General features: G+C 56.9%; 10 protein-coding genes. 4 read left to right on the forward strand and 6 right to left on the reverse strand.

Annotation, left to right across the window (positions count from 1 at the left end):
* Window positions 1–13: 13 nt before the first annotated feature.
* On the reverse strand, window positions 14–529 hold the full coding sequence (locus BLT77_RS11525; RefSeq protein WP_090365421.1) for a hypothetical protein: 516 nt from the start codon (window positions 527–529) through the stop codon (window positions 14–16).
* Window positions 530–702: 173 nt separating this feature from the next.
* On the opposite strand from BLT77_RS11525, the gene BLT77_RS11530 reads away from it, so the two are divergent.
* From BLT77_RS11530 to BLT77_RS11540, 3 genes are all read left to right on the forward strand, one after another.
* Window positions 703–1332 (forward strand): class I SAM-dependent methyltransferase, encoded by a 630-nt coding sequence (locus BLT77_RS11530; RefSeq protein ID WP_090365422.1) that lies wholly within the window; start codon window positions 703–705, stop codon window positions 1330–1332.
* A 541-nt stretch (window positions 1333–1873) separates the two neighbouring features.
* Window positions 1874–4999, forward strand: a complete 3126-nt coding sequence (locus BLT77_RS11535) for an efflux RND transporter permease subunit (protein ID WP_090365423.1) — start codon at window positions 1874–1876, stop codon at window positions 4997–4999.
* Between the two features lie 2 nt (window positions 5000–5001).
* Window positions 5002–6054 (forward strand): efflux RND transporter periplasmic adaptor subunit, encoded by a 1053-nt coding sequence (locus BLT77_RS11540; RefSeq protein ID WP_176819298.1) that lies wholly within the window; start codon window positions 5002–5004, stop codon window positions 6052–6054.
* A 15-nt stretch (window positions 6055–6069) separates the two neighbouring features.
* On the opposite strand, the gene BLT77_RS11545 is transcribed toward BLT77_RS11540, so the two are convergent.
* Both BLT77_RS11545 and BLT77_RS11550 read right to left on the reverse strand, forming a co-directional pair.
* Window positions 6070–8490, reverse strand: a complete 2421-nt coding sequence (locus BLT77_RS11545) for a putative bifunctional diguanylate cyclase/phosphodiesterase (RefSeq protein WP_090365425.1) — start codon at window positions 8488–8490, stop codon at window positions 6070–6072.
* A gap of 9 nt (window positions 8491–8499) precedes the next feature.
* Window positions 8500–9531 carry a polyamine ABC transporter substrate-binding protein gene (locus BLT77_RS11550; RefSeq protein ID WP_090365426.1) on the reverse strand — a complete coding sequence of 344 codons (1032 nt, stop codon included), beginning with the start codon at window positions 9529–9531 and terminating at the stop codon, window positions 8500–8502.
* A 421-nt stretch (window positions 9532–9952) separates the two neighbouring features.
* Between BLT77_RS11550 and BLT77_RS11555 the strand changes: the two genes are divergently transcribed.
* Window positions 9953–10594, forward strand: coding sequence for a response regulator transcription factor (locus BLT77_RS11555; protein WP_090365522.1), 642 nt, complete (start codon window positions 9953–9955; stop codon window positions 10592–10594).
* A 172-nt stretch (window positions 10595–10766) separates the two neighbouring features.
* Here BLT77_RS11555 and BLT77_RS11560 read toward each other — a convergent pair whose 3' ends face one another.
* From BLT77_RS11560 to BLT77_RS11570, 3 genes are all read right to left on the reverse strand, one after another.
* Window positions 10767–11153: a cytochrome c3 family protein gene (locus BLT77_RS11560; RefSeq protein ID WP_090365427.1), complete on the reverse strand. Its 387-nt coding sequence runs from the start codon at window positions 11151–11153 to the stop codon at window positions 10767–10769.
* Between the two features lie 9 nt (window positions 11154–11162).
* Window positions 11163–12686, reverse strand: coding sequence for a flavocytochrome c (locus BLT77_RS11565; RefSeq protein WP_090365428.1), 1524 nt, complete (start codon window positions 12684–12686; stop codon window positions 11163–11165).
* A 179-nt stretch (window positions 12687–12865) separates the two neighbouring features.
* Window positions 12866–14050: a potassium/proton antiporter gene (locus tag BLT77_RS11570; RefSeq protein ID WP_090365429.1), complete on the reverse strand. Its 1185-nt coding sequence runs from the start codon at window positions 14048–14050 to the stop codon at window positions 12866–12868.
* Window positions 14051–14135: the final 85 nt, after the last annotated feature.

Below are 14135 nucleotides of genomic sequence, written 5' to 3' on the forward strand. Positions count from 1 at the left end.
TCGAGGCTACAAATCAGGCGATGAAGGCCGAGATGCCGCCGTGATCGATCTGCCATTGTCGAATGGCGGTCAGTATCTCCTGGTGAATCTTCGGTGCTTGAGTCAGGCCAAACAGGGTGCCGCTGATGACGATGCTGCGCCCCTGACGGTTGTGGATACGATGGCTGAAGCAGAGTTTGTCGAGCCAGGTGCGGTGGTAGGAGCGTTCGATGTCGATCTCTTTCAGGCTCAGTGCCAGACGTCCGCGTTCGGCGCTGTCGCCCAGTTCGCCCATCATGCCGCTGATCTCGTCGTTGCTGAAGCGGACGCTGTGATCGCCTTTATCCCGAACCTGAAAGAACACACTGATGCTGCCAGCCACCACCAGGCCTGCCAACATCACTCCGGATACCGCCAGAGACAGCAGGGTGGCCACCACGAACAGCAGAGTCACGACCAGGCCGTGTCCTTGAAAAAAAACGTTGTCGTCGGGGGCGTATTCCGTGGAGTAGGGCGTGTTCAACTGGGCCTCATTAATCAGTGCTTTCAATCAGTACTCCCATCGTAAAGCCGCTGAAATCAGGTTTCCACAGGTGTTATCACGAATTTCTAATTAACATTGCTGTGGATGTGTTTTAAGCACAGGTGCAGGCGCTGGTTTCCTGGACCAACCCGGGCCTATACTGGCACTTCATACCACTTGGACGGGCAAACGGGAGCATCATGGACGACGATCTGGAAACCATCCGCACCTTCGACAAACTGGCCAGCCAGTATCAGGACAAGTACATGGCGATGGATCAGTATCTGGATACCTATGTGGCTTTTTGCCAGGCATTGGCGGCGGCCCCCCGGGTGCTGGAACTGGGGTGCGGGCCTGGTAATGTCTCTCGTCACCTGATGGCGCAGCGCCCCGATATGCAGTTGCTGGGTATCGATCTGGCCCCCAACATGGTGTCTCTGGCTCGAAACAATGTGCCTGGTGCGCGTTTCGAGATCCTGGATGCCCGGGATCTTGGCTCGGTGGAGCCGAATCTCGATGGCATCATGGCGGCGTTTTGTCTGCCCTATTTGGCGCCGTTGGACGTTCAGGGGCTCATTAACGATGCTGCCGCCGCGTTGCGTGACGGCGGGGTGATCTACCTGAGCACCATGGAGGGGCCGGCGTCCCAATCCGGGTTTCAGACCTCGTCCGCCGGTGACCGTGTCTACACTCATTACCATCAGGCTGAAAAGTTGCAGCAGTGGCTGGCGCCGAAGTTCGAGCTGCTGGATCTGCAGCGACGCCGGTATGATGACGGAACCCATCGAGCCACCGACCTGTTTATCCTGGCGCGCAGACGATCAGGGTGAGGATGGCGAGCCTGACTCCGTCCCGGTGGACCAGCCAAACTGGCGAAATGTCAGGTTCAATCTCGGCTGCTGATAACCGGGTTGAGGTAACCGCGCATGTTCATATCGCTGTTGGCGTCCCGGCCCCATCCACAGCAAATCGCCTGGGTGCAGGGTCAAAACCAGGGTGTCGGCGCATCGGTGGTGCTGCGAAAACCAAATCGACGGGAGGCGCCGAGGCTCTGGGAGGCAATGTGCCGCCGTCGATAAGCCCGGCATCGGCAAACAGAAACTGGCCGGTACTGGCCTGGTGATAACTGCCTCCCGCCAGGGGAATCTGCCGTTGATTAAGGTCGTACCGATGGGTCAGGGTTTGAAACAGGGCGTCGGCCTAGGGGCGGGCTCAAGAACGCAGGCCAATACCGGGCCTGGGCATCAATGGCCACAGCGTGCATCCGTGCAGCGAGAGTCATGGCAACATCCAATTAAATTCTGAAACACTTTAATAACACCCCTGGATGTCGGGATCAGTATACTTGGCCGAAAACTTCAGGGTCGAAGTATGAATCTCTCCCGTTCTTCATTGAAAAATCCCGCCGCTGTTCTGGTTATCGTGGCGCTGATCTGTCTGTTTGGCATCCTCAGCATGATGAAGCTGCCGATACAGCTCACACCGGATATCGAACAGCCACAAATCACCATCTCTACCGGCTGGCGCAGTGCCGCTCCGGAGGAGTTGGAATCGGTGATCATCGAGCCGCAGGAAAATGTGGTGAAAAATACCCGCGGGGTGACTGAGGTGACCACCTCCATCAACAGCGGCTTTGGCAACATCACCCTGACCTTCGATGTGGGCACCGACATGCAGCAGGCGATGCTGGATGTGATTAACAATCTGAACCAGGCGCCGCCGTTGCCACTGGATGCCTCTGAGCCTGTGGTCGCGGTGGGCGGTGGCCGCGACGGACCCAATGCTGCTTCCTTGCTGGTGCGGATTCTGCCCGGTAACCCTCAGCAAGAGATCGCCCGGTATCAGAAGCTTATCGATGATGTGATTGAGCCGAGGCTGGCCCGGATACAGGGGATTGGTCAGGTCAACCTCAACTCCCGCCGGCCCAGAGAGCTGCGCATCAGCTTCGATCCCTTTACCGCGGCAGCCATGGGCATTCAGGTCAGCCAGATCAGCAGCACCATTGCCCGTGCCGCCGATGTCTCCGGCGGCTTTGCCGATGTCGGTCGTCGCCAGTACACGGTTCGCTTTGTCGGTCAGTACGACATCGAGAACATCAGCGAGATGATTGTCGGCTATCAGAATGACCGTCCGATCTATCTGCAGGACATTGCCACGGTGGAAGACACCCTGGTGGACCGGTTCGGCTTTACCTTGAGAAACGGTGCGCCTGCCTATTACATCACCCTGACCCGGGGTGCCGATGCCAACACAGTAACTTTGCTGGACGAGGTCAACCGCGCCATCGATGAGCTTAACGCCGGGCCGCTGGCGGACGCCGGGCTGGTGATTGATCTCAGTTTCGATTCGTCGGTCCATATTCGTAATGCCCTGACGCTGGTGAAGAGCAATCTCGGACTGGGCGTTGCACTGGCATTGGGAATCCTGTGGCTGTTCCTGCGTGGCTGGCGCACCACCATGATCATCGCGACCACCATTCCCATCTCTATCATGGTGGCGTTTCTGGGCCTGAGCCTGTTTGACCGCAGCCTGAATGTGATCTCTCTGGCGGGGCTGGCGTTCTCGGTAGGCTTGGTGCTGGATGCTGCCATCATTGTGCAGGAGAACATTGTCAGGCTCAGGGGCCTGGGCATGGACAGCGGTAAGGCGGTGTTAAAGGGGGCGGTGGAGGTGACCGGAGCGCTGTTCGCCTCCACCGCCACCAGCGTGGCCATCTTCCTGCCGATTCTGTTTATGCAGGGGATTGAGGGGCAGCTGTTTTCCGATCTGGCCCTGACGCTGTCCATCGCGGTGATCGCGTCGTTGCTGAGCGCCATTACAGTCTTGCCCGTTGCCAGCAGATACTGGCTGACCGGATTGGACGACTGCGACCCCTTTGAACGCTACTGGCAGCGATTGACCCATAGTGTGATGTGGCTGACCGGCAGTGCGCTGCGGCGCATCGGTTGGATTGGCGCGCTGCTCGGAGGCTCGGTGGCGATCACTCTGTTGCTGTTGCCCAAGACCGATTTTATGCCCCGGGCGCCTATCGACGGTTTCTTCTTCAACATCAGTCTGCCACCGGGGGGCAACCTGGAATTTGTCGACAAGGAGATGGCCCAGCTGGTTCGTGAGCGGATTCAGCCCCACCTGAGTGGCGACAAGCTGCCGAAGATAAAAAGCTATAACTTTTACTCCTTTGGGGCCGGGTTCAGTGGCGGCTTCATCTACGCCGATGATCCCACCGAGGTAGAAACCCTGATGGAGGTGGTACAGGCCGATATTCTTGCCGGACTGCCTGACACCCAGGTGTTTCTGTTCCGGGGCTCGATGATCAATGTGACCGGTGGCGGCAATGGCCGGTCAATCAGCGTCAATCTGCAGGGACCGGAGCTTGAGGGGCTGATTGATGCCGCCCAGGCTGGCCTTACCGCCATTCAGACCCATCTGCCCGGCGTCAGTGCCCGGCCGATCCCCGGGCTGGCCATCGCCGAGCCCGAACTGCAACTGGTGCCCGATGACCGTCGCATTACCCAGGCCGGCCTCAGCCGCGGCGATGTGGCTGACACCGTGCGGGCCTATACCGACGGCTTGTTCATCAGCGAGTATTTTGACGGTAACGACCGTATGAACGTCATCCTGCGTGGTAGCGACTGGCGTACCCCGGAGGAGTTGGCATCACTGCCGGTATACACTCCGCTGGCGGGGATCCAGACCTTGGGCGAGCTGGCCGATATTCGCCGAACCGTCGGCCCGACACAGCTGAGGCGAGTGGACGGAAAACGCACCATCAGCCTGGAGTTGTCGCCACCGGAAGAGATGTCGATGGAGGAGGCGCTGGTGGCGCTGAACGATACCATTATCCCAACGATGCAGGCGCAGTTACCGCCTTCGGCCAGCATCAAGCTCAGTGGTAACGCCAATAAGATGGCCTCGGCCATTGAGGAGATGATGCTGAACTTTGTCCTGGCGCTACTGATTCTGTTTTTGTTGATGACGGCACTGTTTAAATCGGCCCGGGACAGCTTTTTGGTGCTGCTGGTCATGCCCCTGGCGGTTGGCGGCGGGGTGTTGTCCTTGTGGATACTGAACCTGGTCAGCTTCCAGTCACTGGATCTGCTGACCATGATTGGGTTCATCATCCTGCTGGGGTTGGTGGTCAATAACGCCATTTTGTTGGTGGACCAGACTCGCCGCGCCGAGCGCCAGGGTTGTCATCGCGCCGAGGCGGTGGCGCAGGCGGTACGCATCCGTGCCCGGCCGGTGTACATGAGTACCCTGACCAGCCTGTTTGGCATGTTGCCGTTGATGCTGATGCCCGGCGTCGGCTCTGAGATCTACCGGGGACTGGCGACGGTGATCGTCGGTGGCATGGGGATCAGTGCCTTGTTCACCCTGATTCTGTTGCCGAGTCTGTTGCGGCTGGGAGAGACCCGGATGACCCCGCAGAGCTCCTCTACACTTACACCGGCGGCGCCTGTCGCGCCTCTGCAAGCCAGCCAATCACAGGCGGAATGACTATGAAACGATTTAATACGCTTTTGATCCTCATCGGCCTATGGGGGCTGGCGCCTCAGACCATGGCGGAGCCGCAGGCGCCGGCCAGTCCGGTGAAGGTCGAGCAGGTCAAGCAGACGGACCTGGCGCCGACGGCCCGGCTGTTGGGCACGGTGTACAGCCGTAACAATGTGATGCTGACCGCCGGTGTTAACGGCCAGCTGACCTGGATTGTGGAGCCCGGCACCCTGGTAAGCAAAGGCGATACTCTGGTGACCATGGATACTTTTCCGCTGGAGTTGGCACAGCTGGAGCAGCAGGCCCAGATCAAACGGGCCGAGATTAACCTGCGTTATCTGAAGCGTGAGCTGGAGCGCCTGGTTACCCTGCAGGCGCAAAATAACGCCGCCGAGTACCAGCTGGATGAGAACCGTTCCAAGTACGAGCTGGCCAATGCCGATCTGGAGATTGCCCGGCTTAAGTTGAAGCAGATAAACGACCAACTGGAGCGGGCCCAGATCGAGGCGCCCTTCGACGGGGTGATCACCGAGCGACTGGTGCGGGAAGGCACCGATGTGAATCGTTCCGATGCGCTGCTGAGAATGATGGACACCGAGCACTTGGAGGTGCATCTGCACGTGCCGGTGAAGTATTTGAGTAAAATCAGCCGGGGTGAGCCCCTGACCATCAGCAGCGAGCACCACCTGACCCAGGCCAGCATTCGTGCCGTGATTCCGGCAGCGGATCCCCGCAGCCAGACCTTTGAGCTCAGAATGACCTTGCCGCCGGAGAGTGTTCAATATCTGACGGCTGGCGAACTGGTGAAGGTAGCGATTCCGGTGCAGCAATCCAGACAGACTCTGGCGGTGCACCGCGATGCCTTGATTCTGCGTCGTCAGGGCTCCTACGTGATGAAGATTGATGATAACAACGTGGCCCATAAGACACGGGTGGTGGTAGGCGCCGGTCAGGGCGACTGGGTGGCCATTGAAGGCGAGTTGGCGGTGGGAGACCGGGTAGCGATTCGCGGCGCCGAGCGGCTGCGGGACGGGCAGAGAGTGGTCGTTCAGGGCTAGTATTGCAGCTGAGTTTCAATCCGGAAGTGACTGCGCCTGGGCTGGGGGGCATTCTCCATGCTGCTCCAGGAACTTCAGTAATTCGGTCAAGGGCATCGGTCGTGCCAGGTAGTAGCCCTGAAGGAAGTTGCAGCCCAATTTACGCAGCCGCAGTAACTGCTGCTCGGTTTCCACGCCCTCGGCCACCGTATCCAGATCGAAGATGCTTGCCAGTTCCAACACCACGTCAACCATCGGTCGCTTCTGGCCCGATTCATTGCCAATGGCGTGGACAAAGGAGCGGTCGATCTTAAGGGTATTAACGGGATAATGGTTGAGCTGGTTAAAGCCGATGTAGCCGGTACCGAAATCATCCAGGGCAATGTTGACGCCAATATCCTGGAGCCGTCTCAATACTGAGACGCTCTGTCGATCGGCGTCGATTAACGTGGTTTCTGTAATCTCCAGCTCCACTGCTGCTGGCGAAATATTGTGCTTCCCTAGTTCAGTTGATATATGGCTGGGAAACTGCTCATTGTGCAGCTCATTGGCGGAAATATTGATATTGAGTACGCCGCCAAACCCCCGCTGTTGCAACTGTGCCAGTGAGCTAAGAGCGTGCTCGATGACCCAGCGGTCAATTTGGCGGATAAGTCCGGTGGACTCGGCGACAGGAATGAATTTGTCGGGGCCGGCTTGTTTCAGTTGCGGGTGGTTGCAGCGAAGCAGTGCTTCAATGGCGGTGACCCGAAGGTTGTTGGCATCAAAGATTGGCTGGAAATTCAGCTCGAACTCTTCTCTTCCCAGGGCGGTGTGCAGCGCCTGCTCTATGGCGTCCTGTTCTGCCAGCAGCCGGGCGATATCGTCGCTGAACAGTTGATAACGTCCTTTACCCTTAAGTTTGGCCTGGTACATGGCCGTATCGGCGCAGCGGAACAACGCTGAGGTGTCCAAGGCGTCCCGGGGAGCCAGGGCGATGCCAATACTGGTGCCGATATTGTGGGTAAACCCGTCAACGGTGAGGCCGTTTTCGGTGATCGCCAGTACCCGCTTGGCCACACTAATCGCGGTGTTGGCGCTGCTGACATCATTTAACAGCAAGGCGAACTCATCTCCCGCCAGCCTGGCCAGCAGGGGGCGGGTGAGCCTTGGCGATGCATTTCGGCAGTTGAGGATGGCTTTGTTGAGCCGATGGGTGTATTCACACAGCAATCGGTCACCGGTCTCGTGGCCGAAGGAGTCGTTAACCCGCTTGAAGTTATCCAGATCGATGTAGAGCAGCGCCAGGGATTGCTCGTACTTCAAGGTGTTGGCTATCTCTTTATCCAGCACAAACTGGAATTTACGTCGATTGGCCAGGCCGGTAAGCGGGTCATAAGCCGCCAGGTGTTGGATGTCGTCAACCAGCTTCACATAGGCATTATTGAGCTGAGTAATTTCATTGCTGCCCGGTTGCGGTTTCAGGGTTGACGCCGAGTCGGCGCTGATGTGCTTCACCTGCGTGACCAGCATCGTTACCGGCCGGATAATGTAGTTGTGGATCAGTTTTTTCAGCACCAGGTAAGTCAGTATGATCAGCAGCAGGGCCAGCAGTAACTCGGTCTTGACCAGTGGCGCGATCTCTCTCCATGCCAGACCTGGCTGTGGACTGAGCGTAGCAAGGTAGAGCGGTGTAGTCAGGGTGGCGATGGCTGCATCGGTGGTGATGTATCCGGAGAGCTGCTGGGCCGGGGACAGTCTTGATCTCTGTGCCTGCGACATCGGCAGGCCTTCTGTTTGCGGACTCAGCTGCAGAGACAATCCCTTCTGTGTCGGAGATAGCGTATTGGGCCGGACTTCATCCCCGCCGCCAAGGGTGATGCTGATGAGTGCATACAGGTTGTTGGCGGCATTGGATGCATTTGAATGCTTCACTCCGAACATCTCCGGCACAAAGGCTTCGATCAGCACCAGCCTGGCGGCACCGGAGTTGTTAAGGTAGAGGTAAAAATTTTGGCCCGAGAGTGCTGGCAGCCCGGGGGTCCACCACTGCAGTTCCGAAGGAATAGGCGGAGTCGCGGGCGGGGAGAATGGGTTGTTATCGACGGTGGTGGAAAGGAGCACCTCGCCATGGGTATCATAAATTTGCAACATCTCCAGATTCGGCAGAATTTGCCTGAGATTGGCATGGTGTTCGAGAATCAGGTGCTGCAGTGACAGGCTGGCCGAATGGCTGTGATCGGAACGGCGCAGCGAGTGAAAGGCATCGTTACTCAGCATCAGCTTCAGGCCACTGACCATCAGGGTGCCCTGGTTGACCAGTTGCGCCTCGATGTTTTCCAATTCGACCACCAGGCGGTGTTTGAGAAAGTCACTGGAGCGGCGCTGAGTTTCGCCGATGGTCAGTGTGGCGGCAACGGAAAAGACCAGAACAATCACCGGTAACAGGGTCAGGTTAAGACGGTGATTCAGTTTCATTGCCTCTCCTCAGCGAAATTTCACTGTTGCCACCATGCGTGCCCTGAGAGCCATCATCTCTTCGGTCTGGAGCTGGTAATGATGGCTGTTAATCAGGATATTCTCTGGCGGATAGAGTTCTTGGTTCCGGCGGTGCTCGTCGCTGGTTAAAGGCAGGGCCGCCGCCACCGGAGTGGATATCCAGGCCTTCTCGGCGTTCAATGCCGCGATGTCAGGGCGACTGATAAACTCAAGAAAAGCCAGGGTGGCCTTCGACAGTTCCCGGGAAGCCGGTGCCGCCCAGCAGTCGGTCCAAATCATGGTGCCTTCCTCAGGTACCAGGTACACCCAGTCCTGCTGTCCGGTAGTTTCGATAATCTCCTCGACATCCGCAGAGTAGGCGAGGGTCATGGTCATTGTACTGGCCGATCTGTTGGCGATGGCATAGCTGACCCCGTAGTCGTAGGCGAGGACATGGGGCTGTTGTCTCTGCAAACGGATAAAGGCGCGTTCCAGTTCGGCGCTGTCGCTGCTGTTGGGGCTCAATGATTCGGACAGCAGCGCCGCCGAGACAAGGTCCTGAATGTCCGGAATCACCACGATGCCGCCGTGGTGCTCGGGGGGCGGGCTAAAAAACTGGTCCCAGGAGGTGATGGATGCGTTGCTGATGGAGGTGCGGTAGGCGATGCCTATGGTGCCCCAACTGTAAGCAACACCATAATCGCCACAAGCTTGTTGCCAGCGATTGTTGCTTAGGGTGTGGGGGGCGATAAGGGGAGACAGCAAGGTGAGTAAGCCTTCGTTGCTGTACATCGATAAGTCGGAATTATCCAGTATCACCAGGTCGAACTGGTCACCACCGCCCCTGGCCATGATGGAGTTGCGCTCGGTATCGCTGCTGATAAAAAACTGACGAACAGTATGGCCGGTTTCCCGGTGGAAGGCTTCTATGACCTCATCGGCAAGGTAAGCTTCCCAGTTAAGCAGCTTGATCTCGTCGGCTAGGGACGGAAGGGCCAGCAGTATAAGCAGTGTGCTGGCAATAACGTTGATCTGACTCATACCGTATCCTTGGTAATCGAGTAAAAACCGGTCGTGACCCTGATGGGATAAGTTGCGAATTTTCTATGATCTTGCATTAATCCTAGGTCGATATTTCTCGAATGTACATGAAATCACAGTAAAGTTGCTTTGCCATGCGGCGTTTTGGAATCGGTTCCAAAGCGTGCGCCACCTCACTCCGTTCTTTGCGATCATGGAGGGCGGCAGAGGCGTCGTTGCGAGGCCATTCCTCTACCTAATAACGAGTAGGCTGAAGGTCTAATGGCAATTGCTCTGGGTTTCGGTAGATTGGGAGGTTGTTTATCGTCGGTGGAATAAAATCCAGGGTTGATTTTGTGGTTTCCGCCATCAGGGCTAAGCCGGTGCAGTGGGCGCCGGCAGTGCCATATTGATGACCGATGTCATTGACAAGGAAGCCACCATGCAACGGATAGATAAAATAATAATTGCTGATGATCACCCGTTGTTCCGCCAAGCCCTGACATCGGTGTTGGGCGCCCGCTTTGAGGGGGTGTCGCTGTTTGAAGCCGACAGTATCGATGAGCTCGACAAGCTGTTAGACACTCATCCGGATGCCGAACTGCTGCTGCTCGATCTCAATATTCCCAATGCCCATGGCTTTAACACCTTAATCCGTATTCGCAGCCAGCGCCCGGAACTGGCGGTGATCGTCATCTCCGGCCAGGAAGACAACCAGACCATTGCTCAGAGCATGCGCTGTGGCGCCGCCGGTTTTGTGCCGAAATCGCAGCCGGTGGCCCTGATGTTGGAAGCGGTAGAAGCGGTGGTCATGGGGCAGCAATGGTGGCCCAAAGACGTCGATCTCAGCGGCGATGGCGATGACGACATGGCCCGTCGCATTGCCAGTCTGTCGCCCCGGCAACACCGCATTCTGTTGATGTTTGCCGATGGTCTGCTTAACAAACAGATCGCCAACGAACTGGGGTTGTCTGAGGCCACCATCAAGGCCCACGCCAGCGCCATCTTCCTGAAGCTGGGCGTGCGTACCCGCACCCAGGCGGTGATCGCCATGAAGCAGTTGCAGCCCTCGGTAGCGATTTAGCCGCCAGGGGGCCGGTGGACATGGTTGATAACGAGAAGACGATGTACACGCCATCCGCGCACCGCATCAGACTAGTCATGCCGGTAACCTCTGGTTTAATAAATAGGCCCTCATTAGTTTGAGGGCCTAATTCATACTCTGAGTGGCCTGCAAAGGCGCGGTCAGATTGCCGTTACTTCTTGTGGTTAGGGTACTTAAAGGTGTGACAGTCTGCGCACAGAGGTTGTTTCTCTATATGTTCTCCGTGGCATTCGGTACATGGAACATCTTTGCCATAGTGGAGGTTATCGTGAGGGTTCTGATGAACCTCATCCCCGGAGCGAACGGTTTTCTGTGCTAATTTGTCCGGGTTATGGCACTTGTGACAGGTGTTATCAGCGGGGTAGCCGCTGACTTCGGAGCCATGGCAGGCCTTACAGTTGTTTTTGCTGTGCAGCTGCTCATGGTAACTGCGACCGGTCATCTGGTCGTACTCTTTCAGGGTTGACTCCGCGGTTACCGCCAAAGATGTTACGCATAAGGAGAGAGCCGACATGCTGTAGATCAACGCATTTTTCATGATCAGCTCCTATCCCTTAGCCATTATGTGTCGGGATGCGGTCATACCCATGACGATGCATTCCGGAATGGAGCAACTGCCGAGGCGGCTGACACCATGGACACCACCGGTGACCTCTCCAGCCGCATACAGCCCCATGATGGGCTCACCTGTTTCGGAGTCCAGTACCTGAGCGTCTTGGTTAATCATGACGCCGCCTTGGCAGTAGTGCACTTTTGGCCACAGCCTGACGACCATAAACGGGGGCTCGAGGTATTTGCCCTTAGCCTTAGTCATTGACTTGCCAAACTGCTCATCCTTTCCGTTTTCTACATAGCCATTGTACTCATCCACTTGTGCTTTAAGTGCTTTAAATGGGATCTGGTAGTTTTTGGCTAGCTCCTCCAGCGAGTCAAATTTCCAGCCGACCCCGTACTTGAGCACTTTTTTGGCGTTGGGGTGCTTGGCAGCATGTTTGTAGCTGGTGATCATCAGTGCTGGGTCCGGATTACCCTGATCGTCGCGATTCGCCAGTTCGGCATCGGCGCGGGTTTTTCGGTCGGCAATTTCGTTCATGAAGCGCTTGCCACTCTTGCGCTCAATGGCAATGGAGTGGGGGAAGTTGAAGATGGAGTAATTAGACACGTAGCCAAAGCCTCCTTCATCGGGAGATGCCCAGGGACCAGATTGAATGTGGGCCATGTGTACCGGAATTGCCCCCAGTTTGAGCATCTGCAGCAGGCCTTCACCGGTGGCGCCAGCGGCATTGGTACTGCCCACATCTGCTGTGAGAGTGGGATCCTGAGCCATGCGTAACCTGACATTTTGTGAAAAACCACCGGTGGCCATGATCAGACCCTTAGTTGCCCGAATCTGTTTTTGAGGGCCTTCTGCAACATCCCGGTCATAGTAGTAGCGGGTCTCAATGGCAATGCCCTCTACCTGGCCGTTACTGGCACGAATGAAGTGCTTCAGCTTGGCGCGGTTCACCAGAATTACCCCGAGCTTTTTGCACTCTTTATAAAGGGGTTGGGTGATGCCTGCGCCACAACTGACTGTTGTCTGATAGGTGCGAGGAACACTGTGGCCGCCGAGTTGCTGTAGGTAGGGGTGAAATTTGGCGCCGACGTCTAGACATAACTCCAGCCCTTCTCGGGCGTGAGCCGCGACATGGCGAAGCAGGGCTTCATCGGCGATGCCTCGTCCCGCTTTCAGTTGATCCGAGACCATGGTGTCGGGGGAATCGGTGACTCCTTCCTCTTTTTGAAGCGGGGTTTGCGGTGCTGCGTAGAGACCACCGTTGATGGCCGAGTTGCCACCAAAGACCGGCATTTTTTCGATGATCGCCACCGAGTTCGCACCATTGCGTTTGGCCTCAATCGCCGCGGCTAAACCCGAGAAACCCGAGCCTACAATGACAACATCATAGGTTTGATCCCATTCCACTCCTTCATCACTGGCCGCAAGCGTCGGACCTGCCATTGCTGCTAACCCGGCAGCACCTACCCCCTTTAGGAAGCTGCGTCGTCCTCGGTCATAACTAGAGCGTTTCATGATCACCTCCGTTTAACTGCAGGCTTGAGTATAGATGTCCTGAAGGTGGTTCATGGGTGGTTGCGGAAGTTTTCTACCACTTTTGGGATATTGGCCCGATTCAGCGGAAAGGATGCAGCCTGTAAATCTCCACAGAAGTAAATGATGTCAGTGCCTTACAGGGCGTTGGTGCTAAAGGTCTACTGAGTGAGCTTCAGTACCCGCGCCAGGGGCTCCAGGGCAATGCTCTGCACCACCAGCGAGATCACCACGATAAAGAACACCATATGCACCATCTGCTGGGCCCCCTCCATCCCGGCGGCAGCGGGGATCAGTGCAAACACGATGGGCGTGGCGCCCTTGAGGCCGATGGCGGAGATAAACAGCTTCTTTCTGTTACTGGCGCGGCGAAAGGGCAGATAGCTTAAGAATACCGCCAACGGTCGAGCGACCAGCATCAGCGCCAGTGCGGGCAGGATGGCGCTGACGGCATCCTCCAATAATGAGCGAGGGAAAAACTGCAGGCCGAGAATAATGAACATCAACGCCTGGGCCAGCCAGGAGAGGCTGTTGAAGAAGTGCTTACTGACCTGCCGCCCCCGCTGCAACTGGTTGCCAAACATGACGCCGGCGACGTAAGAGGCCACCAGAATGTTACCGCCGAGCAGTTCGGCGCCGTAGGTCGCCATCAGGAAACAGGCCAGGATAAATACCGGGATAAGGCCATACTCCTCCAGCTTGATGGCATTGAGGGCTTTGACCCCGATCCAGCTGACGCCCAGGCCGACACCAAGGCCGACGCCAATCTGCTGCAGCAGCGAGGTGGTGACGGCCAATCCATCGGGCAGGGCGCCCTGGGCGACGATGATCGCCGTCAGCAGGGTGACCATCAGCAGCGCCACCGGATCGTTGGTGGCCGACTCAAACTCCAGCACGGTATCGGTGTTGTGCTTCAGCCTCAGTTTTTTCGACTCCAGTATCGAGAACACGGCGGCGGCATCGGTGGAGGAGACGATGGCTGCAAACAGCAGGCAGTTCAGGGGCGGGAAATCGGTGATGATCAACAGCAGCGCCGCCAGAATCAGGCTGGTGAACAGTACCCCAAAGCTCGACAGCATGCCCCCTTCGCGCCAGGCGATGCGAATGTTGTGAAATGGAGTGTTGAGACCACCGACAAACACGATGGCGTTCAGGGCCATGGCGCCGATGAGTGAGGTTAGGGCCAGATTGTCGTAGACAAAATTGAACTCGCCGTTGCCAAAAGCCAGGCCGACACCGATGAAGATAAGCAGAGAGGGGATCCCCAGAGTGGAGGAGGGCTTATGCAGCAAAATGCCCATTGCGACCAGGGCGGCGATCACCACCAGTGCCAGTTCAAACGTCATCGACTCTCCATTCTCTTTACCCAGGTTGAAAAACCCTAACATAGGTTGGCTGAACCCAGACTTTTCAGCGGTCTGTGATTTCGGC

Origin of the sequence: Ferrimonas sediminum (assembly GCF_900100175.1) — a bacterium.
GTDB classification, from domain to species: Bacteria; Pseudomonadota; Gammaproteobacteria; order Enterobacterales; family Shewanellaceae; genus Ferrimonas; species Ferrimonas sediminum.